Below are 25,172 nucleotides of genomic sequence, written 5' to 3'. Positions count from 1 at the left end.
CCGTCGGCAGGCCCATGTCACATGAGAGTAGGGTCTGTCGACCCGCGGTTCTAGCCGCGGATCAACAGCCGTCTGCGCCTGATCGCAAAAATTCATCCAGCCGGGTGCGGGTGGGCAGTGCCGTCATCGCCCCCTTGGCGGTGGTGGCGAGCGCCCCGCAGCCGTGGGCCTGGGCCAGAATGGCGGGCAGCTCGGCCTGCGTCGGCAGCGAGGTCCGTTCGGCCAAGGCCGCCAGCAGCCCGGCGACGAAGGCGTCCCCCGCCCCCGTGGTATCGAGTGGCGTCACTTTGGGCCCCACCCACTCCAGCAACTCGCCACCCAGACGGGCCACCACGCCCCCCGCCCCCCGTGTCACCAGCACCAGTGCCGGGCCTGAAAGAGTGGCAAGCCCCGCCGCCATATCGTCCAGACCGCTCAGCAGTTGCAGCTCCTCCACCGAGAGCTTGACCACGTCTGCAAGGGCCATGGCCTCGCGCACCACGGGCAGCATCTCGGCAGGGTTGCCCCACACCTCTGGCCTCAGGTTGGGGTCGAAGCAGACCCGCCCCCCGACGGCCCGGATGGTCGCCATGGCTTGCAGGCAACTGCTGCGCACCGGCTCGTTGGCGAGCGCAATGGAGCAGGTCAGCAGCCACTGCCCGGCCTGGAAGACCGGCAGATCGGCGGGGCTCAGGAACTGATCGGCGCTCGGGCGCACCATGAAGGTGAAGCTACGCTCCCCCGCCTCATCGAGATCCACCAGCACCGTGCTGGTGCGATGGGCCGGATCCAGGATCAGGTGGCGAATGTCGACCCCCTCCCTGGCCAGGGTCTTCCCCATGAAGCGGCCGAAGGGATCCGCGCCAACCCGGCCAATGAAGGCCGACTCCCCGCCGAGCCGGGCAACGCCCACCGCCACGTTGGCCGGTGCGCCACCCGGACACTTGAGGTAGTGCTGCTCCCCTTCCGGGATCAAGTCCACTACCGCATCCCCCATTACCCACACACGATTCGTCACCTTGTTGCTACTCCACTGCTGCACAGGATTTGCCGGGGTCAGCCCCGGGTTCTGGGTCCGCATTATCAGCTAAACCGTTTTAGCTAACCAACAGATCCCGGGGTCGCCTGCCATTTTTGTGATCGGGATAACGAACTAGAACCAGGTTTCCATCTGCACGCCAAAGTTCCACTCGCCCCCGGCGGTGAAGTTGCTCTGGCCCATGGCATCGGAGCTGGCGTAGTTGTCGAGCTCGGAGGACCAGTCCATCCAGGTGGCGAACACCCGAAGCTCGGGCCGCTCGAAGAAGCCGGCGGTCTGCGCCTTGAAGGTCGGCGCGAAGGTGAGCTTGGTGAAATCGCCGCTCACCGCCTGACGACCCTTGTAGCCCTTGGGATCGAGGTCCATGTACTGCCAGGTCGCCTCGTAGACCAGCTCGACGTTCTGGCTCAGCACCTGGGCCAGGCGGCCATTGAGGGTCACCCAGCGGTACTCGTCCCCTTTCACGTAACGATCCTGGCTGTGCTCGGCCAGCAGGGCCGGGGCGACACGCCAGCGGGGCGCAAGATCGGTGGCGCCAAACACGGCGACCCGCACCGCATCGGCATCCGGCAGCAGCTCGCTGTCGGAGCCCAGCCCCTTGAGCTCGGCACCCAGACCGTGGCCATAGAGCACCGCCGCCTTGGAGAAACCGGGGTTGATGCCAAAGAAGCTGTCGGCGTGGTAGGCCACCAGGGTGTGGGCACCCTTGTTCGCCGCTTCGCTGCCCGCGCCGCCGTCGTTGATGCGCGCCTCGTTGTCCTTGGCGGAGAGGCCGTTGAGCATCCACTGCCAGTTGCCAACGCGGTTGTTCATGGTGAGGATGTAGCTCTCGATGTCGGAGAGACCGCTCGCGCTGATGTCGCCGTAGTCGCGCCCGTAGAGGGAGAAGTTCGCCTTCCAGCTGTCGGCCAGCTGCACGTCGTAGACGCCGCCGCCGGTGCCGGCCAGGAAGACCACGTCCGAGTCGAGCCAGTGGATGTCGAAGTTGTCCCGGTCAAAGCGCTTGCCCGCCCAGAGCACCGAGTGCTGGAAAGGACCGCTGAAGCTCGCCAGATCGCCGATTTCGGCAAACACCTGGCGGGTGTTGAGGCTGGAATCGCTGGCGGTCCAGTCGTTGCTGGTCTCCACCCCGTCCGCCAGCATCAGCTTGTAGCGGGCCCAGCTGCCATCATCGAAGGTCTGGGTCTTCAGCAGGTTGGCCTCCATGTAGGTGTCATCCTCGTTGCCAAGGCGACCCACGGCGCCGCCCACCGAGCCGGCCGGGGTGATGTAGGGGCCGCCGCGGCCACCGTTGCCGTTGCCGTTCACCAGCAGGCCCGAGCGGGCATAGCCGTGGAACTCGAAGCCCTGGGCACCGGCAGTCTGCTTGTCCACCTTCTCGCTCTGGGCCTTGGCCACGGCGGCGGTCTCGCGGGCTTCGCTCGCCTTGCTCTGGGCCTCATCGGCCCGCGCTTCGGCAGCGGTGGCGCGCGCCTCGGCTGCCTGCACCCGCGCCTCCAGCGCCGCCAGACGAGCCTCGATACCACCATCCGCCGCCCACAGCGGGCTGCTCATTCCCAATCCCAGCGCCACGGCCAGCGCCAACTTGCTCTTGAACATCGTCATCGTCCTCACCTGTCTTCTGTCGCCCGTCCGGGCTCTGTTGTTGTTGACGAGCCGAGGATAGCTAAACCGCTTTAGCTGACTCAATATGCTAGCTAAACCGTTTCAGCAGGAGTGTGAGCGGGATAACATTTGTACAGGGGGAATTGGTGGAAGTTGTGAGGAGGATCCCTCATCGGGATCCACTCAATAAGGGGGGATCCAGGCCAGATGGCGGGCAAAAAAAAGCCGGCACATCCGTGCCGGCTTGGGTAACGCGGGTCGCGTTTATTTGGTCAGGTCGTCGAAGAAGCGTTTCACCCCTTCGAAGAAGCCTTCGGATTTCGGCTTGTGGGTCTTGGCAGCGGCGCCGCTGAAGGAGTCGTCCAGCTGGCGCAGCAGATCTTTCTGGGTCTCGGTCAGCTTGACCGGAGTCTCGATCACCACCTTGCACATCAGATCCCCCACCTGGCCGGAGCGCACGGACTTGACGCCCTTGCCCCGCAGGCGGAACAGCTTGCCGGTCTGGGTCTCCGGGGTCACCTTGAGCTTGACCCGACCATCCAGGGTCGGCACTTCAATCTCCCCGCCGAGCGCCGCCGTGGTGAAGCTGATGGGCACTTCGCAGTAGAGGTCGTTGCCGTCACGGACGAAGATCTCGTGCTCGCGCACATGAACCTGTACGTAGAGATCCCCCGCCGATGCGCCGGTTTCCCCCGCTTCCCCTTCGCCGGAGAGACGGATGCGATCCCCGGTATCGACCCCGGCCGGGATCTTGACCGACAGGGTCTTGGTCTTCTGGTAACGCCCTTCCCCATGGCACTTGCGGCACGGATCCTTGATGATCTTGCCGCGACCGTGACAGTGGGGGCAGGGCTGCTGCACCGCGAAGAAGCCCTGGCGCATCTGCACCTGGCCGGAGCCGTGGCAGGTGGGGCAGGTCTGGGCCTGGCTTCCGGTATGGGCACCGGAGCCGTTGCACACTTCGCAGTGGACCTGGGTCGGGATCTTGATCTCCTTGGAGACCCCGCGCACCGCCTCTTCCAGCGTCAGCTCCATGTTGTAGCGCAGGTCGGAGCCACGGGCCGGGCCGCGACGACCGCCCCCGCGACCACCGAAGATGTCGCCAAACACATCGCCGAAGATATCGCCGAAATCGGCACCACCGCCAAAGCCGCCGTGGCCGCCACCCTGGCTCGGATCCACCCCGGCATGACCGTACTGGTCATAACGGGCACGCAGGTTCTCGTCGGTCAGGACCTCGTAGGCTTCCTTGACCTCTTTGAACTTCTCTTCAGCCCCGGCATCACCCTGGTTGCGATCCGGGTGATACTTCATGGCCAGACGCTTGTACGCCTTCTTGATCTCGCGCTCGTCGGCACCTTTCGACACCCCGAGCACTTCGTAGAAATCGCGCTTCGACATACTCATCCTGTTGCTATATCAGCAGTTACGCAGACGGGCGTTGGTTACCCAACGCCCGTAAATTCATTGACGAATCTGCTCACACTCTTACTACGAAGCCGTGATCAAGGCTCATGTGCAGCTCGCTTGTTTGTAACCAAGAGTGCTCATGTATTCACATACACTCCGGTTCCTGCGCTGCTCTTTACCTTGCTGACGGCCTCTCGCGACAGACCGTGAACAGATTCTGAGCCGATGGGCGAAGCGGACTTCGCCCATCCGGGTCGGGCTTACTTCTTGTCGTCTTTCACTTCTTCGAACTCGGCGTCGACCACGTCGTCGTCAGCCTTGGCAGAAGAGGAGGACTGACCGGCGTCAGCACCGGCGGCGTCTTGCGCCTGAGCCTGCTGCTGGGCAATTTCCATCAGCTTCTGGGACGCTTCCAGCAGAGCCTGCTGTTTGGCTTCGATGGCAGCCTTGTCGTCACCCTTGATGGCGGATTCCAGCTCGCTCAGGGCAGTCTCAATCTTGGTCTTCTCGTCGGCAGGCAGGGCTTCACCGGCTTCGGTGACCTGCTTGCGCACGGAGTGGACCAGACCGTCAGCCTGGTTGCGGGCCTGCACCAGCTCTTCGAACTTCTTGTCCTCGGCCGCGTTGGCTTCGGCTTCGCGTACCATGCGTTCGATCTCGTCATCAGACAGACCGGAAGAGGCCTGGATGGTGATCTTCTGCTCCTTGTTGGTCTCCTTGTCTTTCGCGGAGACGTGCAGGATGCCGTTGGCGTCGATGTCGAAGGTCACTTCGATCTGCGGCAGACCGCGCGGTGCCGGGCGGATGCCTTCCAGGTTGAACTGGCCCAGGGACTTGTTGTCGCTGGCGCGCTTGCGCTCACCCTGCAGCACGTGAATGGTCACGGCAGACTGGTTGTCTTCGGCGGTGGAGAACACCTGGGACTTCTTGGTCGGAATGGTGGTGTTCTTCTCGATGAGCGCGGTCATCACGCTGCCCATGGTCTCGATCCCCAGGGAGAGCGGAGTCACGTCCAGCAGCAGTACGTCGGTCTTGTCACCGGACAGTACGGCACCCTGGATGGCAGCACCCATGGCCACGGCTTCGTCCGGGTTGACGTCTTTGCGCGGCTCTTTGCCGAAGAAGTCGGCCACGGTCTTCTGAACCAGCGGCATACGGGTCTGACCGCCCACCAGGATGACGTCGTCGATCTCGCCAACGGCCAGACCGGAGTCTTTCAGGGCGACACGAACCGGCTCCAGGGAGTCTTTCACCATGTCTTCCACCAGGGATTCCAGCTTGGCGCGGGTCACCTTGATGTTCATGTGCTTCGGACCGGTGGCATCTGCTGTGATGTACGGCAGGTTGACGTCGGTCTGCTGGGCAGAAGAGAGCTCGATCTTGGCTTTTTCGGCGGCGTCTTTCAGACGCTGCAGAGCCAGCTGGTCGTTGCGCAGGTCAATGCCCTGCTCGCGCTTGAACTCGTCAACCAGGTAGTTGATGACGCGGTTGTCGAAGTCTTCACCACCCAGGTGGGTGTTACCATTGGTCGCCAGTACTTCGAAGGTGGTTTCCCCTTCGACTTCGTCGATCTCGATGATGGAGATATCGAAGGTACCGCCACCCAGGTCATATACAGCAACCTTGCGCTCGCCCTTGACCTTGTTGACGCCATAGGCAAACGCAGCCGCAGTCGGCTCGTTGATGATGCGCTTGACGTCCAGACCGGCGATGCGACCGGCATCCTTGGTGGCCTGACGCTGAGCGTCGTTGAAGTAGGCCGGTACGGTGATGACGGCTTCGGTCACCGGCTCGCCCAGGTAGTCCTCGGCGGTCTTCTTCATCTTTTTCAGCACTTCGGCAGAGATCTGCGGCGGTGCCATCTTCTTGCCTTTCACTTCAACCCAGGCGTCACCGTTGTCGGCCTTGGCGATGGCGTACGGCATGATTTTCAGGTCACGTTGTACTTCGTCATCTTCGAAACGACGGCCGATCAGACGCTTGATGGCGAACAGCGTGTTCTTCGGGTTGGTGATGGCTTGGCGCTTGGCCGGCTGACCAACCAGGATTTCGCCGTCATCGGCATAGGCAATGATGGACGGAGTAGTACGGTCGCCTTCCGCGTTCTCGATCACGCGAGCATGGTCGCCATCCAGAATAGCGACGCAGGAGTTGGTAGTACCCAGGTCAATACCGATGATTTTACCCATTTGACGAATCTCCAAATACTTTGAATAAACTGGCGAGGGGCTCGCCTTGATACGTTAACGGCTAGGTGGGGCCTGCCACTGTGGCTTTCAAGCTCCCGGCATCAAATTTTTTGTGCCGCCGTGGCCTTGCAACCTATATGGGGTCTCAAGTCGGCGCTTCAAGTCCGGCCCTGAAAAAACCTGCATACAGGCCACCTGACAGCCAAATGACGCCAGACACGTTTTTTTGGCGCCACATCCAACAAAAAGCCCGCCAAGCGGCGGGCTTGGTGAGAACAGCGTGATCAGTCAGCGGACTTGGAGACCATCACCATGGCCGGGCGGATGACGCGGCCGTTGAGCTCGTAGCCCTTCTGCATCACGGCGATCACGGTGTTCGGCGCCACGTCGGCACTGGGCACCATGCTCATGGCCTGGTGGGCATTGGGGTCGAACGGCTGGTTGGTCGGGTCCAGCGCCACCAGGCCAAACTTGGCCACGCCGCTCTGCATGGATTTCAGGGTCAGCTCGACCCCTTCAATCATCGGCTTGAGGGTGTCGTTCTCCTTGTCCGCCAGCTCGATGGCGCGCTCCAGGTTGTCCAGCACCGGCAAGAGCTCTGCGGCGAACTTCTCTAGTGCAAACTTGTGGGCTTTCTCCACGTCCTGAGCGGCACGGCGACGCAGGTTCTCCATCTCGGCGACGGCGCGAATGGCGCGCTCGCGCTCTTCCAGGGAGGCCTGCTGGGCCGCCTCCAGCTGGGCCTCCAGCTCGGCGATGCGGGCCTGCTCGGCTGTCACTTCACTGTCTACATCGGTCGGCTCGACTGGCTGGGCTTCCACTTGCTCCATCGCTTCAACCTTTTGTTCTTCGTGGCTCATGACATCTCCAATATTCAGGGGTTGCGTGTGAGGGTGGCTGGCGTTCAGACAAGCGACACGCGCCAGCAGACCCTGTGTTGGCGCTATTATGGGGACACAGCCCCGGCTTTCAAGGGGAAAAGGGCAGATCGGGCACAATGGCGCCCATCCGCGTGCCAGGCAGCCCCTTTTCGGGGCCGATTGCACCAACCGCCACGGAGGCAGACAAATCCCCGGCAAAGCGCGGTATACTCCCCCCAAGACTCTCCCAGACCCGATAACCTATGGATTCTCCGTTCAAAACCGTTGCCCTCATCGGCAAGCCCCATCACGAGGGGGCCAACCAGACCCTGACCGGCCTGTATCAGTACCTGACCAGCCGCGGCTTTCGTGTGCTGCTGGAGAGCCGGGTGGCCCATACCCTGGGGCTGCTCGGGGAGAACGTGATGGATCTGGTGCAACTCGGCGAGCAGGCGGATCTCGCCATCGTCGTCGGCGGTGACGGCAACATGCTGGGGGCCGCCCGGGTGCTGTCACGGTTCGATGTGGCGGTGATCGGGGTGAACCGGGGCAACCTCGGCTTCCTGACCGATCTCTCGCCCCAGGATTATCTGCTGCCCCTGGAGCAGGTGCTCTCGGGTCACTTCAAGAGCGAGCAGCGCTTCCTGCTGGAGGCCGCCGTCTATCGCCACGGGGAGCGCAAGTCGAGCAACCTCGCGGTCAACGAGGCGGTGCTTCACCCGGGCAAGATCGCCCATATGATCGAATTCGAGGTCTACATCGACGGCAGCTTCATGTACAGCCAGCGCTCGGACGGCATCATAGTGGCGACACCCACCGGCTCCACCGCCTACTCCCTGTCGGCAGGGGGCGCCATTCTCACCCCCAAACTCAACGCCATCACGCTGGTGCCCATGTTCCCGCACACCCTGAGCAGCCGCCCCATCGTGCTGGATGCGGACAGCGAAGTGCGGCTGCTGGTCTCGCCGGACAACCAGGACGACGCCATGCAAGTGAGCTGCGACGGCCAGGTCACCCTGGCGGTCCACCCGGGGGACGAGATCCTTATCAAGAAGAGCAGCCACAAGCTGCATCTGGTGCATCCGCTGGATTACAGCTACTTCCACGTGCTGCGCAACAAGCTCGGTTGGGGCAGCAAGCTCTTCTAGCCAGGCAACACCGGTGGCGAGGGTCTACCCCTCGCTGCTTTCGACCAGCCGAGGCGGTGCCGGCTCGAATGCCAGATGCACCCCGTTTCTCCCCGCTTCCTTCACCCGGTACATGGCAGCATCGGCTTTGGTCAGCATCAGTGCCAGGTCAGCCTCGGCACTGGCGCACACGACCCCCATGCTCACCGTAACCCCCTCGCACGGCAGGCAGGCCCCCTGCCGGGAGCCCGTCTCTATCTGGCGGCGGATCCGGTCACAGATGTCGCGGGCCATCTGGCCGCTCACGCCCCCCATGATGATGGCGAACTCCTCGCCACCGATGCGCCCCACCAGATCATCCTTGCGTACCTCGGCCACCAGCACCCCGGCCACATAGCGAATGACCTCATCCCCGCAGCCGTGACCAAACTGGTCGTTGACCCGCTTGAAGTGATCGATGTCCAGGACCACCACGCAGCGCGTCTGGCCAGGCGTAGCCCCCTCTCCCTGCCTGAAGAGGCCGCGCCGATTAAGCACCCCGGTGAGGGGATCCCGCTCCGAGAGCGCCAGCAATGCCTCCTCCGTCTCCACATAGGCCACCAGAGGCAGCAGCAACACCGAGCCGATGGTCAGCACCATGTGCATGAAGAAGATGAGATCGAGCCAGCCTCCGTCCCCCATCCGCTCTTCGACTCCCAGCAAGAGCAGCCCCCCCTGGCTCAGCAGGATGGTGAAATGCAGCAGGTAAATAAGCACCACCGCATGGAGCACCCGCTTCTGTTGCCGGCCGAGAGAGACGATGAGGCAGGCGCACCACAGGTACAACATCGACTCCATCAGTGCCAGCACAATGCGCACGGGGGCGAGGCTGGACAATCCCAGATAGAGCAGCAGCAACACCGCCACGCCTCCCCCCACGGCACGGGGATGCCATGCGCGCTCGTAAAGCGCACAAAAACCGGCGAGCAACAGCAGGATGCTCATGAGCGAGACCAGGCCGCCGACCCGGATGCCCAGCGCCGGATACCCTCCCAATACCCCCAGACTGAGCAGCAGGATGGAGAGGGAGAAGAGAAAAGCGGAGAGGGACCAGTACAGAAAGTTGCCTCGACCCGGCTTCAGGGAGTGGATGAACAGCATGATCAGCCCCGACATCAGGTTGATTGCCAGGGAGATCAGCAGCAGGGTCGGGGTATGGATCATCTTGACGCATCCTTGCGAAGAGGTCTGTACACAGCCCAGGCTCAACCAGGACTGTTTCGAGTGTGTCTCAGCCAGCCACTCACCACAAGAGAGCCCCTCGAGGTGGCTTCTCGCATCGCCTCAGCCCATGCCAGGTACGCAGGTTGATTTTGCAGGCCATCTGATCGGCGTCACACCCATGCCGCGGCCTTGACATCCTTGCCCTCCCCCTGTTTCGCAAAAATCCTCCCTGCCCACTTTACTGTATATAAGACCAGTATATACTGGATGCATACACAGTAATGTTGACCCATACAGGATGAGACCATGCTGACCCAGCTGACCGTCAACAACTTCGCCATCGTCAAGTTTCTCGAGCTCGATCTGCAACCGGGGATGACCTGCATCACCGGGGAGACCGGGGCGGGTAAATCCATCGCCATCGATGCTCTGGGGCTGTGCCTGGGGGAGCGCGCCGAAGCCAGCATGGTGCGCCCGGGCAGCGACAAGACCGAGGTGAGTGCCCGCTTCCTGCTGGAGGGTAATCCTGCCGCCCGGGCCTGGCTCGCCACCAACGAGCTTGAAAATGACGGTGAGTGCATCGTCCGGCGGGTATTGTCCGCCGAGGGGCGCTCTCGCAGCTATATCAACGGGGTTCCCGTCCCCCTCGCCCAGCTCAGGAACCTGGGTCAACTGCTGGTCAACGTCCACGGTCAGCACGCTCACCAGATGCTGCTCAAACCCGATTACCAGCTCGCCCTGCTGGACGGCTACGCCGGTCATCATCTGCTCCTCGACGATGTGCGCCGCCACTACCAGCAGTGGCGCCAGTTGCAAAACGAGCTCAACCGGCTCAAGGCCGAGCAGCAGCAGCGGGAAGCCCGCCGTCAACTCATCGAATACCAGGTGCAGGAGCTGGACGAATTTGCCCTTCAGCCGGGAGAGTTTGAAGAGATTGAAGAGGAGCATCAGCGGCTCGCCAATGGCACCGAGCTGATGCAGGAGTGCGGGTATTGCCTCGATCTGCTCTATGACAATGAAGAGACCACCATCGCCGGTCTGCTGCAGACGGCGGTGGACAGAGCCGAGACCCTGGTCGGCATGGACAGCCGGCTTGGCAACGTGCTCGGCATGCTCAACGAAGCCCTGATCGGCGTACAGGAGAGCCACAGCGAGCTGCGCAGCTATCTCGACCGGCTGGAACTGGATCCAGAGCGCTTCAACGAGCTGGAGAGCCGCCTCTCCAAGGCCATCAACCTGGCACGCAAGCACCATGTCAAACCGGCGGAGCTGGCCCACTACCATCAGGAGCTGGCCAGCGACCTCGCACGCCTGCACTCCGACGAAGAGCGACTCGAGGGGATGGAAGACGAGCTGGCCTCGGCCCGCCAGGCCTTCGTGCAGGCCGCCGAGGCCCTGAGCCAGAGCCGCCAGCGCTATGCCGAGGAGCTGGGCGCCAAGGTAAGCGCCAGCATGCACGAACTGGCGATGCCCGATGGCCGCTTCGCCATCGAGGTGCGACCCGATGCCCAGAGCAGCCTCTCGCCCCTTGGCATCGATCGGGTGGAGTTCATGGTCACCACCAACCCGGGTCAGCCCATCCAACCCCTTGGCAAGGTGGCTTCCGGCGGCGAGCTGTCGCGTATCAGCCTCGCCATCGTGGTGATCAGTGCACGCAAGATCTCAACCCCGACCCTTATCTTCGACGAAGTGGATGTGGGGATCAGCGGCCCGACCGCCGCCGTGGTGGGCCGCCTGTTGCGCCAGCTCGGCGAATCCACCCAGGTGATGGTGGTCACCCACCTGCCCCAGGTGGCAGGCAAGGGTCACCAGCACATGGTGGTGAGCAAACACACCGACGGCAAGACAACGGAAACCCAGATGCAGGCGCTCACCCAGGGCGCCCGGCTCAACGAACTGGCCCGCCTGTTGGGGGGCGATCAGATCACCGACAACACCCTGGCCAACGCCCGTGAGTTGCTCGCAAGCTGACCACGGGGCGGACGGGATGCCCTCCCGTCCATGTCGGCCCTTTCAGATTGACCGAGTCATCATCGCGGTGGCCAGTTGAAGCCTCTTGCCGACGGCGCGGGCTTGGTTGACCGATGCCGTGAACCGCAAGCAAGAACGAGGGGCGGCCCTGGCTAATCCGCGGCACGTGTCTTGATGCTCAGTCTGAGCCTGTCAGCCTGGTCATCACCCAGTCGGGTTTCCATCGCCATGGTCAGAACGCCACTCATCTTCGTTGCACTCATTCACATATCGAACGGACCCACTCCTTCATTTTCCATTCAACTCAGTCTGTTATGATGATGTAAACGGACTCGGTACCTTCAGTTGCCATCGACAGAAGGTGACGCTTGATGCAAACACACCGGGTTCGTTTGAGCTGACATTTCGCGGGAAAGGGGGATGGGAGCGCGCTTCCGCCGTCTGACCCGCACCTGCCAAGGAGAACTGCTTATGAGCCCGACCAATATTGTGCTGTTGCTGGAAGGCAAGGATTACGAGCAGGAGACACTGGCCAAGGCGAGCCGTCTGGCACAAGGGCTGGGCGCCAACCTGACCTTGTTGCACCTGACCCACAGCAGCAAGACCCGTCGCAATAGTCTGTCCCTGTCACAAGAGGAGCGCAGCCCCCAGGGCACCCTGGATGCCAAGGCGATCATCAGTGAACTCATCACCCAGCTGTCTCATCCGGTGGATTACCAGTGCCTGGTGGTGGATGACGTGGTACCGGATCTCCAGCGCTGGCTGGCCGCCCACCCCGCCGACCTCTTGCTGGTCGGCAGCCGTCATCACTGGATGGAGGGCTCGCTGGCCCGTCTGCTCCTCTACAAACTGCCCCTCGATATCCAGATCTGCCACGAGCCTCACGCCGCCTTGCTCAAAGCCGTCGGTTGACACCACAAGACCCGCTCCCTGAGCGGGTCTTCTTGTTTCTGACGCCCCGCCGTCACCCTCCCCCAGCTTGACCTCCTCCACTGCGTCACCGCCAGAACCACACGATTTCTTACACATTGCTCGCTTCTTTTTGAGGGCCATTTGCTGCACGATATGGCCCTTGCACGCCTTCGCTCGTTTCGTTCAGGTGATAAATGAAAGCTCTTAGAAAACCCGGCAAGCTCGCCCTGCTCGCCCTTGTGCTGATCCCTCTCGTCACCTGGCTGGCCTGGCCGGGCAACACACCGGACCCGGTACTGACCGCAACGGTTACCCGACAGGATGTGGAGCAGACGGTGCTCGCAAGTGGCGTACTGCAGGCCATCGAGCAGGTGGATGTGGGGGCCCAGGTCTCGGGTCAGGTCACCTATCTCGCGGTGGAAGCGGGTCAACAGGTCAAACAAGGAGAGCTGCTGGCGGAGATCGATCCCCTGATCGCCCAGAACAACCTCAAGACCGCCGAGGCTGAGCTGGCCAGCCGCCGCGCCCAGCTCAAGATCAAGCAGGCACAGCTCAAACAGAACGAGCTTGCCTGGCGCCGCCAGCAGCAGATGTTTCGGCAGGAAGCGAGCTCTCGTGCGGATCTGGAGAGCGCCGAAGCCCAGCTTGCCGTCACCCGGGCCGAGCTGCAAAGCGCCCAGGCCGACATCGACAACGCCATCATCAAGGTGGAACGCGCCAAGACGGAGCTCGGCTACAACCGCATTCAGGCCCCCATGGATGGCACCGTCGTCTCCATCGTCACCCGGCAGGGGCAGACCCTGGCCGCCAGCCAGACGGTACCGACCCTGCTCAAGCTCGCCAATCTCGACACCATGACGGTCAAGGCCCAGATCTCCGAAGCGGACGTCACCCGTGTCAAGGCGGGCATGCCGGTCTATTTCACCCTGATAGGGGATCCGGATACTCGCTACCACGGTACCCTTCGCACGGTCGAGCTGGCCCCCACCAACATCAATGAGCAGACGGCCAGCACCACGGCCACCAGCAATGCGGCCATCTACTACTATGCCCTGTTCGATGTGCCCAACCCCGGCCATCAGTTGAGGGTCGCCATGACGACCCAGGTCACCATCGTGCTCGGCGAGCGCAAGCAGGTACTGGCCATTCCCCAGACCGCCCTCGGCAAGAAGACTGGCGACAACGAGTACGAGGTCAGCCTGCTCAAGGAGGGGGACCAGAGAGAGACCCGCCGCATCAAGACCGGCATGAAGGATGACATCAAGATTGAGGTGGTGAGCGGCCTGACCGAGCAGGATAAGGTGATCCTGGAGCAGGGCAAACCGGCCCTGCACGATGAAGGGGAGATGGAGCCGTGAGCGAGCCCCTGATCCGTCTCAAGGGTATCGAGCGGCGCTACCAGAGCGGAGAGCACGAAGTGACCGTGCTGCACCCGCTGGATCTCGCCATCGATGCCGGGGAGATGGTGGCCATCGTCGGCGCCTCCGGCTCCGGCAAATCGACCCTGATGAACCTGCTGGGCTGCCTAGATCGCCCGAGCGGCGGCCAGTATCTGTTTCGCGGCCAGGACACCGCGACCCTGGATGCCCTCTCCCTGGCACGGCTGCGCTGCCACCACTTCGGCTTCATCTTCCAGCGCTATCACCTGCTGCCCCATCTGGATGCGGCCGCCAACGTGGAGATCCCCGCCATCTATGCCGGCACCGCCCGCCTTGATCGCCAGGCCCGTGCCCGCTCCTTGCTGACCCGCCTGGGACTGCAGGATCGCAGCCACCACAGACCCGGCCAGCTCTCCGGCGGTCAGCAGCAGCGGGTCAGTATTGCCCGGGCGCTCGCCAACGGCGGCGAGGTGATCCTGGCGGACGAACCCACCGGCGCTCTCGACAGCCAGAGCGGCAAGGAGGTGATGGCCATCCTCAAGGAGCTGCACGCCCAGGGCCACACCATCATTCTGGTGACCCACGACATGGCGGTGGCAAGCCATGCGGATCGCATCATCACCCTGTGTGACGGGCGGGTAGTGGAGGACAGCGGCCATCGGGCGACCGATGACAACGCAGCCTCCCTATCCGGGACGCCGGCCCACCCGCAGCCAGGTGACGGCAGCCAGCTGGCCCCTCCCTCTGTCGGGCAAGATGCACAGGGCACAGGCGCCGCCGTCCGCACCGCAAGCCGGGGCTGGGATCGCTACCGGGAGGCGGGGCGCATGGCCCTGCACGCCATGCTGGCCCATCGCATGCGCACCTTCCTCACCATGCTCGGCATCATCATCGGCATCGCCGCCGTGGTCAGCGTGGTGGCGCTGGGTCAGGGGGCGCGCGCCAAGGTGATCGACGACATCAACGCCATGGGCACCAACACCATCGACATCTTCCCCGGCAAGGACTGGGGAGACGAGAAGGCCGCCAGCATCCAGACCCTGAACGAGCGGGATCTCGACGCGCTGCTCGGCCAGCCCTATCTGGAGGGGGCCAGCCCCCAGATAGCGACGTCCGGCCAGCTTCGCTATCGCAACAAGACCAGCAGCGGCAGCGTGATCGGGGTCGGCAACGACTTTTTCCGGGTCAAGGGGATGACGCTCACCCAGGGGCGCCTGCTCGATGAGCGGGACATTCGAAACCGGACGGCAGTCGCCGTGGTGGATGGCAAGACCATAGAGAGCCTGCTCGGCAAGGTGGACCCGGTCGGCCAGGTGGTGCTGGTCGGCACCCTGCCGGTGCGCATCGTGGGGGTGGTCACCCAGGAGACCGGCTTTGGCCGCAGCAGCCAGTCGGTCAATGTCTGGCTCCCCTACAGCGCCGTCATGAGCCGTCTCCTCTCCCAGCAGCACTTCACCCAGATCACCATCCGGGTCAAAGACGGCGTCCAGCCCGCCCTGGCCGAGCAGGCGGCAGTCGCCCTGCTGACCCAGCGCCACGGCGTGAAGGACTTCTTCACCTTCAGCAGCGACAGCATCGTCAAATCGGTGGAGAAGACCACCGCTACCCTGACACTGCTGGTCTCCGCCATCGCGGTGATCTCCCTCATCGTCGGCGGCGTCGGAGTGATGAACATCATGCTGGTCTCGGTGGTGGAGCGCACCCGGGAGATAGGGATCCGCATCGCCGTCGGCGCCCGCCAGTCCGACATACTGCAACAGTTCCTCATCGAGGCGGTGATGGTCAGCCTGCTGGGGGGGCTGCTCGGTATCGGCCTCGCCCTGCTCATCGGCGCTCTCTTCTCCCTGCTCGTGGAAAGCTTCCAGATGCGCTTCTCGCTCTTCTCCATCCTGATGGCCTTCGGGTGCTCCTCCCTCATCGGGATCCTGTTTGGTTACCTGCCCGCCCGCAATGCGGCCAGGCTCGATCCGGTGGAGGCACTGGCGAGGGAATGACGATGCACAACCTATCAAGGCTCGGGCTAAGCCTGATGCTCACCGCCAGCCTCGGTGCCTGCAGCCAGCAGAGCACCTATCACAGACCCGATCTCGACGTGGCGCCAGCATGGCAGCAGGAGAGCCGGGGTCTCACCGCGCAGCAGGCTGGCCCCTGGTGGCAGGGATTCCAGGATCCCGCACTCGATCGCCTGGTCGAGGCGGTGCTGGCCGCCAACCCGGACATGCGGGTGGCCGGGCTCAAGCTCAAGAATGCCCTGCTCGGCGCCGATCTGGCTGGCACCAACCTCACCCCCTCGGTCAGCGCCAATCTCGGGGCCAGCGGCACCAAGAACATGAAAGATGGCAGCGCCAGCAGCAACCTGGGCCCCTCCCTCAACCTCAGCTACGAAGTGGATCTCTGGGGCAGACTGGCCGCGGCAAGGGATCAGGCGAGCTGGGAGGCACAAGCCAGCGAACAGGATCTGGCCGCCACCCGGTTGCTGCTCATCGGCAAGACCCTGGAGCAATACTGGCAACTGGCCTACCTCGGCTCGGCCATGACCCTGGGCACCCAGCAACTGGCCAATCTGGAGCGCATTGAACGCCTGACCCGCGCCAAATACGAGGCGGGCGCCGTGACCCGACTCGATCTGGTACAGGCCAGCCAGCAGAAGGCAGGCAAGCAGGCGGAGCTCGCCACCCTCACCCAGCAGCGGGCACAGGCGGGCAATGCTCTTCGCCTGCTGCTGGGCCGCAGCAGCGGGCCGCTCGCTGACGCTCCCGACGCCCTGTTAATGGGCCCGATCCCGTCCCTGGCGGCCGGCATTCCCGCCGATGTGCTGGCCCGGCGGCCCGATGTGCGCGCCGCCGAACTCAGGCTGCGCAAGACTCTCGCGAGGGGAGACGAGATCCGCACCGGCTTTTATCCCACCCTGAGCCTGACCGGCGGTGCCAGCACCACCTCGGATACCCTGACCCAGGTGCTGCAAAATCCGGTCGGCACCCTGGGCGCCACGCTGGCGCTCCCTTTCCTCGAGTACAACAAGACCCGGCTCTCCATCGCCAGCGCCGACATCGACTACCAGATTGCCGAAACCGAGTTTCGCAAGCAGCTCTATACCGCGCTGCTGGAAGTGGAGGATGGCCTGGCAGCCCGTCAGCAAGGGGATCAGCGGCTGCGCTATCTGGAGCAGCAGAGGGCCTATGCCCGGGAGGCCGAGAGGCTGGCAGGCGCCCGTTTCCTGGCCGGTGCCACCGGGGTGCAACCCTGGCTGGATGAGCAGAACCGCCTGTGGGATGCCGAGCTCGCCCTGCTGGCACAGCAGCAGACCCAGCTCAACAACATGGCAGGCATCTATCGGGCGCTGGGGGGAAGCGATCGAACCTGACCCAGGCAGAGAGTGTGGTATCGCGATGGACATCCAGAGGAGGTCAATCGCGACCCATTCTGCCCACAAACCAATTGATAATAATTTTCATTTCATCAAGAATGGGCGCCATCATCAGCCAGGAGTATGCCCATGTCTCAACCCGCCCCGGCCAATCGCCCCCGCCTGCTCACCGTCAAGCATGTTCAGGATGTGAGCCCGCACCTGCGCCGAATCTGCCTGACCAGCCCCGAGCTTGTGGACTACCCCTTCAGCTGTGGCGGTGCTCATGTCAAGATCATGCTGCCCCGACCGGATCAGCGCGAGATAGTGTTGCCCACCCCCACCGACAAGGGGCCTCGCTGGCTCGATCCCGCCCAGAAACCCGTCATTCGCACCTTCACCATACGCGCGTTTCGCCGGGAGGCGCTGGAGCTCGACATCGACTTCGCCCTGCACGGCGAGGCCGGCCCCGCCAGTCGTTTCGCCCTGCACGCCAAACCGGGTGACAGGCTCGCCATCTCGGGCCCGGGCGGTCCCGACCCCATGCTGCAAATGGCCGAGCACTATTACATGGCGGGGGATCTCACCGCCCTGCCCGCCATCAGCGCCATGGTGGAGGTGATGCCGTCCCATGCCCGCGGCCATATCGCCCTGCTGGTCCCCCATCAGGACGACGTGCAGGATCTGTCGCTGCCGGCCGGCGTCGACCTGCGCTGGTTCGTGGGCAATCCGGAACAGGCCGCGACCCTGGTGGCGCATTTCACCGCCCAGCCCATGGTCGCCGAGGGGAGCTATTTCTGGTTTGGCGGGGAAGAGAGCCTGGTCGTGCCGCTGCGCCGCCACGTCAGACGCACCCTGGATGCCGAGCGCCAGCGGGTCTACGCAGTCCCCTACTGGCGCAGCGGCAAGGATGAAGACGCCTACCACCAGGACAGGCACGCCGTGATGGACAGCTGACCCCCTCTTTATCTTGTGACTGGCGGGCTTCTTCCCTCGGGGAAGCGGCCTGCTTTTGCTGCGGTTCCCCCGCCATCGTTCCCTCTCCCCCCATCTTCGCCTGGCGATTTCATTGCGCTTGCATTTGAGACAAACACCAAGATAATGACAATCATTCTCAATAACTGCGATGAGCCGTGAACCTGTCTGCTCCCAACAGGATGCCGCATAAGGGTTCCCCATCGCACACATGCACAGCAAGGTAACTCCAGATGGCAGTTTTGAATTCGGTCATGCGCGCCTTCGCCATAGAGGCGCTCCCCACCCCTGCCGAGCTGCTGGCGCAGCACCCCTGTCCGGCCGACATGGCCCGGCACATCGACAGCCAGCGCCATCAGGCACGCCGGATCCTGGCAGGTGAAGACGATCGCCTGCTGGTCGTGATTGGCCCCTGCTCCATCCATGATCCCGTCGCGGCCCTGGACTATGCCGGACGGCTGGCAGGGCTTGCCACCGCCTATCAAGACAGCCTTCAGATAGTCATGCGCGCCTATTTTGAAAAGCCGCGCACCACGGTGGGCTGGAAGGGGCTGGTCTTCGATCCGCACCTGGACGGCAGCAACGACATCAATCGGGGATTGCATCTGGCACGCCAGGTGCTGCTCGACATCAATGGGCTGGGGCTCGCCACCGCCACCGAATTCCTCGACACCACCAGCTTTCTCTATCTCGCCGATCTCGTCAGCTGGGGCGCCATCGGGGCACGCACCACGGAGTCTCAGGTCCACCGGCAATTGGCCTCCGCACTGCCCTGCCCCGTGGGATTCAAGAACGGTACGGACGGCAATATCCGGGTCGCCATCGATGCCATCCAGGCCAGTACCGCCTCCCATCTCTTCACCGCCCCCGGCAGCCAGGGCGGCATGGTGGTGATCAAGAGCGAAGGCAATCCCGACGGCCATATCATTCTGCGTGGCGGCATCCTGCCCAACTACCACCAGAGCGATGTGGCGGAGGCAGCAGACCGCCTCACCCGCCAGGGACTCCCCCCTCGCCTGATGGTGGATTGCAGCCATGGCAACAGCCAGAAGCTGCACACGAACCAGCTGAAGGTCGCCAAAGAGCTCTGTCGCCAGCTGAGCGAAGGGAGCCAAGCCATCGCCGCCGTCATGGTCGAGAGCTTCTTGCTGGGAGGAAACCAGAAACCGGCTCCTCTGGGTGAGCTGCAATACGGTCTGTCAGTGACCGATGCCTGCCTCTGCTGGAAAGAGAGTGAACACCTGCTTGCCATGCTGGCAGAGGCGGTCCAGGCCCGTCGCCGCACCCGGAGAAAATACACACACGCCGTTCAGTCTGAACTCGGACAACCCGTCATCTAGCATTCGGTTTATTTGTTTGCCACCAATCCGTGTCTGCCTCATCCACACATTGTCCGGCATCGTGCGGATATATCGCAGAAGAGCGGTGTCAAACAGACCATAAATAGAGGGGATAAATTAATAGGCGGTGGGCGTCATGCATCAGCATGAAAAAGAGACGGGCCGCTCAGGCATACAGATGAGGATCCACCGCCGCTATTTCATTCTGTCACAGCAGGTATCCATGATCGTTTCTCACAAGGGACGAAGAAACACGGGCTGTATGAGTCCTCAGTGCGTATAAGTGGCAAGGTGGCGTGGAAGATGATGCGCCAACTTTATTGGGCACATGATGGTTATGGCTATTCCAGACGAGGCTCTCCAATTAACCGGAGTAACCTGCGCAATTGGGTTTTACTGCAACATCCTCTGAACCCTGAAAATAACAATGCCGCCCTGCAGGCGGCATTATCGAGATCCGGATCCGGCGATCAGATCAGGAAATCGTTCAGATCCTTGCCCAGCGCAACTTGCTCGGCGATGGCCTTGGGCATACGACCCTGACCGGTCCAGGTCTTCTCCTGACCGTCTTCCTGGTACTTGTATTTCGCAGGACGGGGAGCACGCTTGCTCTTGGTGGTGCCCGCCGCAGCCGGAGCCGCCACGCTGCCGATCAGCTCACGGGGATCGATACCAGCCTGTTGCAGCATTTCGGTGAATTCATTCAGTTTGCGCTGACGCTCTTCCTGTTCGGCACGTTCCTGTTCAACGGACTCGGCACGCTCGTTATATACCAGGTCAAACTTTTCTTTCGCTTCTTGCAGTTGCTCAAACGGCAGTTCACGAATGGCAGCGCGCAAGCTGCGAATGTTCAGCAGAACCTTCAGAAACTCGTTCATTACTTCCTCACAGAATTATTTTTGTATGTCACAGGGATAACACGATTTGAGAATAGCATGCCCATTGGATAACAACATAATGTTTTTATACCATCCGGCAGCGCGCTGACACCATATGGACATTATTCACCGTGGTTAATTCCCTGCCTGATACTTATTGGGAATACCCTCACGGACTTTATTTTCTATTTTCCCCGGTTAATCTCTGGTTCACCTCATCCGTTGCACACGCTGTTATCTCTTACCCGCGTCGCTCTGCGCCAGGTCATTTAGCAGCAGTGCCGACACTTATTGTACAAATAGTGCGCTCATGGCCATGACCTTCGCGGACAATAAACCAGGTCCCGTTTCAGGATGCCCCTTGCGCCTGATCCTGTATCCAGCGGATGAATGCCTGGATCTTGGGACACTGGCGATGAGGGAGGGTCGCCAGGTAATAACGCGGCTCGCAGCGCACCGCCATATCCGGGAAGGGCATCACCAGCGCTCCGCTCGCCAGCGCCTGGCTTGCCAGTTGCCTGCGCCCCATGGCGACACCGGCGTGGTGGGTGGCGGCAAGGATCGCCAGATCCGCTCGATCAAATCCCATGTGTGACGAGCAAGCCTCCAGGGAGAGATGCCAGTGACTCCCCCAGGTGCGCCACTCGTCGCTGTCGGTGTCCAGACCCCAGGCTTGCCTGTCATGGAGAAGGCGGCACTGCTGCAGATTCTCCACCTCCCCCATCAGACCGTGGTCGCTGGCGTATTGCGGGCTGCACACCGGCACCATGAATTCATCCATCAGGGGGTGAATGGCCAGGCCCGTCGGGGTTCTGGCATCGAAGTTGAGGGTCAGATCGATGCCGTAGCCGTGCAGGTTGATGTGCTCGTTGCCCGTCAGCAGGTTGAGCTCGATGTGAGGATGCAGACGGGAAAAATCGGCGAGCCTTGGCACCAGCCAGCACTGGGCGATGGAGGGGCGCGAGTGCAGCGTCAGGGATCCCGACAGCGCCTGCTCCCTGATCTCCAGCACCTCCTGATTGATGAACTCCAGGGAAGAGGTGAGCGCCCAGAAAATGCGCTGCCCCTCCGTGGTCAAGGCCACCTTGCGGTGAAAGCGCTGGAACAGCAAAAACCCGAGCGCCTCTTCCAGGGCCGAGATGCGGTGGCTCACCGCGCTTGGGCTCAAGGAGAGCTCGTCGGCGGCGAGCGCAAAGGAGCCGTGGCGGGCCGCCGCCTCGAAGGTGTGGAGCCTGGCGAGCTGATGGCTGCTGAGCAGCTTGCTCCTCACCCCCGGGTGCTCATCGCGTTGCATGGTTGGGCCTCCCTCTCTTTTATCTGGCAGATGATACCAGAAGGGCGAGGTTTGCATTCACCAGGAAGACTCAACTCATCCGTATGCGAAGAGACAGCAGGGTAGATGACCATTTGCATCAACTGCGCTCATCCAAGCCACGCGTTTTATCATTTGTCATGGCAACGCTGGCGCCGTTCAATGGGATGATTCCGCCACCACCCCGCGAGGCTTTCATGACACACACCGACATTGCCGGGCTCATCGCCCGCTTCCCCCTGCTCGAACCGCTGATCGCCCTCACCCCTGTGACCTGGTTCAATCCGGGGGCCACCTCCCTCGCGGAAGGATTGCCCCATGTGGGGCTCACCCGGCACGATGTGGCCGCCGCCTCCGCCCGGCTCGCCCGCTTCGCCCCCTACCTGTGTGAGGCCTTCCCCGAAACCCGCGCCAGCCACGGCATCATCGAGTCCGGGATCGCCGCCATCCCGACCCTGCAGGGGACCCTCAATGGGCGCTACGGCGTCAAACTCACCGGCAGGTTGCTGCTCAAACAAGACAGCCATCTGCCCATCTCCGGCTCCATCAAGGCGCGCGGCGGCATCCACGAGGTGCTGGCCCATGCCGAACACCTGGCCATCCAGGCTGGGCTGCTGCGCGAGACGGATGACTATCGCACGCTGTTTTCGGACGAGTTCCGCCACTTCTTCAGCCAGTACAGCATCGCGGTGGGGTCGACCGGCAACCTCGGCCTCTCCATCGGCATCATGAGCGCCCGCCTCGGCTTTCGCGTCACCGTCCACATGTCCGCCGATGCGCGGGAGTGGAAGAAGCAAAAATTGCGCGAACATGGCGCCATCGTCGTGGAATATGCCGAGGATTACGGGGTGGCGGTGGAGCAGGGGCGCAAGGAGGCCGAGCGCGACCCCGCCTGTTTCTTCATCGATGACGAGCACTCCCGCACCCTGTTCCTCGGCTATGCGGTGGCAGGCGAGCGGGTGAAAAAGCAGTTCGACGAGATGGGCATCAGGGTGGACGCCGACCATCCGCTCTTCGTCTACCTGCCTTGCGGCGTCGGCGGTGGCCCCGGCGGAGTGGCTTTTGGCCTCAAGCTGGCGTTCGGGGACAACGTGCACTGCTTCTTCGCCGAGCCCACCCACTCCCCCTGCATGCTGCTCGGGGTCTACACCGGGTTGCACGATGCCATTGCGGTGCAAGACCTTGGCATCGACAACCTCACCGCCGCCGACGGCCTCGCGGTGGGACGCGCCTCCGGTTTTGTCGGCCGCGCCATGGAACGCCTGCTTGCGGGCTTCTACACCCTGAGCGATCAGGAGATGTACGACCTGCTGGGGCTCCTGGCCCGGGATGAAGAAATCCGGCTCGAGCCCTCGGCACTGGCGGGCATGGCAGGCCCCTGGCGAGTGGCCGCCAACCTTGAGTGGCAGAGTGGGCAGGGACTGGATGCAGCCAAGATGGCCGGGGCCACCCACCTGGTGTGGGCCACCGGCGGCGGCATGGTGCCCGCCGAGGAGATGGAAAAATACCTGGCCTGCGCCCGGATCTGATCTTTTTTTCGCCCCCGTGACCCGCCGACCTGGCGGGTTTTTCTGCTGCGAGATCAGCAAGATGGCACCTCAGCCCTCGCCACCATGACACAGACGGCCAGACTGCTGGACAGCCTGATTTGTCATCCAGCCCCACCGACTGGTTATTTTGTGATACGATAGAGACCGTTTTTTGACATCTGCGCCCCGTTGTCCCCTTTTTCCGGTGAGATAACCACCGGTTCCGGCGACCAACACCTGCCGGGCGCAGCACAACATGTGCCCAGTTCGAATCGCTCCTGCGCGACCTTGACGCCTGGAGCACTCCCCTCTGGGCACCTTAGATAAGGAGATCGGGCGATGAAACAATATCAAAGCTGGTTGGGACAATATCTGATGAGCCGCCGTGACGGAGACCACGCCATGGCATCCGAGCTCGCCAGCTCCATCTGCGAATTCTGGCAGGCCCGTGGAGATGAGGCCGAGACCAGCAAATGGCAGCAGATCTACGAGCAGCACGTGGAAAAAACCACCTGACGACCTGCTCTCCTCCATAAAAAAACCGGCGCTCATGGCGCCGGTTTTGCATTTCAACGACCCGGATCACATCTGGTCGATCATGTCCTGGGCGAACTGGGAGCAGGAACGCAGGGTGGCCCCTTCCATCAGACGCTCGAAGTCATAGGTGACGGTCTTGTTGGCGATGGCCGCTTCCATCCCCTTGACGATGAGGTCAGCCGCCTCGGTCCAGCCCAGGTGGCGCAGCATCATCTCGGCAGAGAGGATGAGGGAGCCCGGGTTGACCTTGTCCTGGCCAGCGTATTTCGGCGCGGTGCCATGGGTGGCTTCGAACAGGGCAACGCCATCGCCGATGTTGGCACCCGGTGCGATGCCGATGCCGCCAACCTGGGCCGCCAGCGCGTCGGAGATGTAGTCGCCGTTGAGGTTCATACAGGCAATGACGTCATACTCGGCCGGACGCAGCAGGATCTGTTGCAGGAAGGCATCGGCGATGACGTCCTTGACCACGATGGTCTTGCCGGTTTTCGGGTTCTTGAAGGAGCACCAGGGGCCGCCGTCGATGAGCTGGGCATCGTACTCTTTCTGGGCCAGGGCATAGCCCCAATCCTTGAAGGCACCTTCGGTGAACTTCATGATGTTGCCCTTGTGCACCAGGGTCACGGAGTCGCGATCGTTGTCGATGGCGTACTCGATGGCGGCACGGACCAGACGCTCGGTACCGGCCTTGGACATGGGCTTGATGCCGATGCCGCAGGACTCGGGGAAGCGAATTTTCTTCACGCCCATCTCGTTTTGCAGGAAAGCGATCACCTTCTTGGCTTCATCGCTGTCCGCCTTCCACTCGATGCCGGCGTAGATGTCTTCGGCGTTCTCGCGGAAGATCACCATGTCGGTCAGCTCGGGGTGCTTGACCGGGCTCGGGGTCCCTTCGTAGTAACGGACCGGGCGCAGACAGACGTAGAGATCCAGCTCCTGGCGCAGGGCCACGTTGAGGGAGCGAATACCGCCGCCGACCGGGGTGGTCAGCGGGCCTTTGATGGCCACGCAGTATTCACGAATGAAATCCAGGGTTTCGGCCGGCAGCCAGGCACCTTCGCCATAGACATGAGTCGATTTCTCGCCGGTATAGATCTCCATCCAGGCGATCTTGCGCTCGCCTTTGTAGGCTTTCTCGACCGCAGCATTCACCACATTCAACATGGCCGGGGTCACGTCCACACCGATACCATCCCCTTCGATAAACGGAATGATGGGATTGTGGGGAACCTGCAGCTTGCCGCTGGCATCGACTGTGATTTTCTGGCCCTGGGTCGGGATAACTACTTTGCTTTCCATCGGCATCTCCTAACTTCCGTTTGTTATCAATCTGATCGTTGCGCGCGGCCATCTTAAGCCCATCCATTTGCATAATCAAATAGCGGGCGTGCATGTCAGACCATAGTCGGGGAGTGGATCACAGTGCGCCTGAGGATCCCCTCCTCCCTCGCTGCCCTCTGCTCCTGACGAGGCGCAGGCCCCGTCCATCCGGGCCTCTTCCTCTCTTGATGACAGCGTCTTCCTGCCCTCGCCGCCCCGAAGGCGCCACTCCCCCAAATCCCGTTCGCCTTTACATCGTCG

19 protein-coding genes are annotated in these 25,172 nt (G+C 62.5%); 10 read left to right on the top strand and 9 right to left on the bottom strand.

Annotated elements, in window-relative coordinates:
* Nucleotides 1-61: 61 nt before the first annotated feature.
* The 5 genes from AB5Y68_RS18415 to grpE all read right to left on the bottom strand — a co-directional run bounded on the left by AB5Y68_RS18415 (nucleotide 62) and on the right by grpE (nucleotide 7,082).
* Nucleotides 62-1,021, bottom strand: coding sequence for an aminoimidazole riboside kinase (locus AB5Y68_RS18415; protein ID WP_080769918.1), 960 nt, complete (start codon nucleotides 1,019-1,021; stop codon nucleotides 62-64).
* A 111-nt stretch (nucleotides 1,022-1,132) separates the two neighbouring features.
* Nucleotides 1,133-2,623: a carbohydrate porin gene (locus AB5Y68_RS18410; RefSeq protein ID WP_080767822.1), complete on the bottom strand. Its 1,491-nt coding sequence runs from the start codon at nucleotides 2,621-2,623 to the stop codon at nucleotides 1,133-1,135.
* A gap of 264 nt (nucleotides 2,624-2,887) precedes the next feature.
* The gene (gene dnaJ / locus AB5Y68_RS18405) at nucleotides 2,888-4,024 is read right to left on the bottom strand and encodes a molecular chaperone DnaJ (RefSeq protein WP_039039235.1); all 1,137 of its coding nucleotides are present in this window, start codon (nucleotides 4,022-4,024) and stop codon (nucleotides 2,888-2,890) included.
* A 269-nt stretch (nucleotides 4,025-4,293) separates the two neighbouring features.
* Entirely contained in the window at nucleotides 4,294-6,222 is a 1,929-nt protein-coding gene (gene dnaK / locus AB5Y68_RS18400) for a molecular chaperone DnaK (RefSeq protein ID WP_039039236.1), read from the bottom strand.
* A 284-nt stretch (nucleotides 6,223-6,506) separates the two neighbouring features.
* Nucleotides 6,507-7,082 (bottom strand): nucleotide exchange factor GrpE, encoded by a 576-nt coding sequence (grpE, locus tag AB5Y68_RS18395; RefSeq protein ID WP_029314044.1) that lies wholly within the window; start codon nucleotides 7,080-7,082, stop codon nucleotides 6,507-6,509.
* A 263-nt stretch (nucleotides 7,083-7,345) separates the two neighbouring features.
* Here grpE and nadK point away from each other — a divergent pair, with 263 nt between their 5' ends.
* Complete coding sequence (gene nadK, locus AB5Y68_RS18390) at nucleotides 7,346-8,230, top strand: NAD(+) kinase (RefSeq protein ID WP_039039237.1); 885 nt, start codon at nucleotides 7,346-7,348, stop codon at nucleotides 8,228-8,230.
* Between the two features lie 24 nt (nucleotides 8,231-8,254).
* Here nadK and AB5Y68_RS18385 read toward each other — a convergent pair whose 3' ends face one another.
* The gene (locus AB5Y68_RS18385) at nucleotides 8,255-9,412 is read right to left on the bottom strand and encodes a GGDEF domain-containing protein (RefSeq protein ID WP_039039238.1); all 1,158 of its coding nucleotides are present in this window, start codon (nucleotides 9,410-9,412) and stop codon (nucleotides 8,255-8,257) included.
* A gap of 306 nt (nucleotides 9,413-9,718) precedes the next feature.
* Here AB5Y68_RS18385 and recN point away from each other — a divergent pair, with 306 nt between their 5' ends.
* From recN to AB5Y68_RS18350, 7 genes are all read left to right on the top strand, one after another.
* Nucleotides 9,719-11,383, top strand: a complete 1,665-nt coding sequence (recN, locus tag AB5Y68_RS18380; protein ID WP_270825481.1) for a DNA repair protein RecN — start codon at nucleotides 9,719-9,721, stop codon at nucleotides 11,381-11,383.
* Nucleotides 11,384-11,854: 471 nt separating this feature from the next.
* Nucleotides 11,855-12,295 carry a universal stress protein gene (locus AB5Y68_RS18375; RefSeq protein WP_039039240.1) on the top strand — a complete coding sequence of 147 codons (441 nt, stop codon included), beginning with the start codon at nucleotides 11,855-11,857 and terminating at the stop codon, nucleotides 12,293-12,295.
* A 194-nt stretch (nucleotides 12,296-12,489) separates the two neighbouring features.
* Entirely contained in the window at nucleotides 12,490-13,653 is a 1,164-nt protein-coding gene (locus tag AB5Y68_RS18370; protein ID WP_039039241.1) for an efflux RND transporter periplasmic adaptor subunit, read from the top strand.
* Nucleotides 13,650-15,668 (top strand): MacB family efflux pump subunit, encoded by a 2,019-nt coding sequence (locus tag AB5Y68_RS18365; RefSeq protein ID WP_039039242.1) that lies wholly within the window; start codon nucleotides 13,650-13,652, stop codon nucleotides 15,666-15,668. Before AB5Y68_RS18370 ends, AB5Y68_RS18365 begins: the two co-directional genes overlap by 4 nt.
* Nucleotides 15,665-17,038, top strand: coding sequence for an efflux transporter outer membrane subunit (locus AB5Y68_RS18360; protein WP_039039243.1), 1,374 nt, complete (start codon nucleotides 15,665-15,667; stop codon nucleotides 17,036-17,038). The genes AB5Y68_RS18365 and AB5Y68_RS18360 overlap by 4 nt, the downstream gene beginning before the upstream one ends.
* Before the next feature lie 132 nt (nucleotides 17,039-17,170).
* Nucleotides 17,171-17,977, top strand: a complete 807-nt coding sequence (locus AB5Y68_RS18355; protein WP_039039244.1) for a siderophore-interacting protein — start codon at nucleotides 17,171-17,173, stop codon at nucleotides 17,975-17,977.
* Between the two features lie 251 nt (nucleotides 17,978-18,228).
* Nucleotides 18,229-19,335: a 3-deoxy-7-phosphoheptulonate synthase gene (locus AB5Y68_RS18350; RefSeq protein ID WP_039039245.1), complete on the top strand. Its 1,107-nt coding sequence runs from the start codon at nucleotides 18,229-18,231 to the stop codon at nucleotides 19,333-19,335.
* Nucleotides 19,336-19,805: 470 nt separating this feature from the next.
* Here the strand turns inward: AB5Y68_RS18350 and AB5Y68_RS18345 are convergent, their stop codons facing one another.
* A complete protein-coding gene (locus tag AB5Y68_RS18345; RefSeq protein WP_010673634.1) occupies nucleotides 19,806-20,213 on the bottom strand; it encodes an H-NS family nucleoid-associated regulatory protein in 408 nt (135 codons plus the stop codon).
* Nucleotides 20,214-20,562: 349 nt separating this feature from the next.
* Nucleotides 20,563-21,507 carry a DNA-binding transcriptional regulator DsdC gene (dsdC, locus tag AB5Y68_RS18340; RefSeq protein WP_039039246.1) on the bottom strand — a complete coding sequence of 315 codons (945 nt, stop codon included), beginning with the start codon at nucleotides 21,505-21,507 and terminating at the stop codon, nucleotides 20,563-20,565.
* Nucleotides 21,508-21,722: 215 nt separating this feature from the next.
* Between dsdC and dsdA the strand changes: the two genes are divergently transcribed.
* A complete protein-coding gene (gene dsdA, locus AB5Y68_RS18335) occupies nucleotides 21,723-23,054 on the top strand; it encodes a D-serine ammonia-lyase (protein WP_039039247.1) in 1,332 nt (443 codons plus the stop codon).
* Nucleotides 23,055-23,393: 339 nt separating this feature from the next.
* A complete protein-coding gene (locus AB5Y68_RS18330; protein WP_010673631.1) occupies nucleotides 23,394-23,570 on the top strand; it encodes a hypothetical protein in 177 nt (58 codons plus the stop codon).
* A gap of 66 nt (nucleotides 23,571-23,636) precedes the next feature.
* Here AB5Y68_RS18330 and icd read toward each other — a convergent pair whose 3' ends face one another.
* The gene (icd, locus tag AB5Y68_RS18325; RefSeq protein ID WP_010673630.1) at nucleotides 23,637-24,890 is read right to left on the bottom strand and encodes an NADP-dependent isocitrate dehydrogenase; all 1,254 of its coding nucleotides are present in this window, start codon (nucleotides 24,888-24,890) and stop codon (nucleotides 23,637-23,639) included.
* Nucleotides 24,891-25,172: the final 282 nt, after the last annotated feature.

This window comes from Aeromonas sp. R6-1 (genome assembly GCF_040908165.1).
Lineage (GTDB): Bacteria > Pseudomonadota > Gammaproteobacteria > Enterobacterales > Aeromonadaceae > Aeromonas > Aeromonas caviae.
Note: the sequence above shows the minus strand (reverse complement) of the source record. Positions and strands in the feature narration are given on the sequence as shown.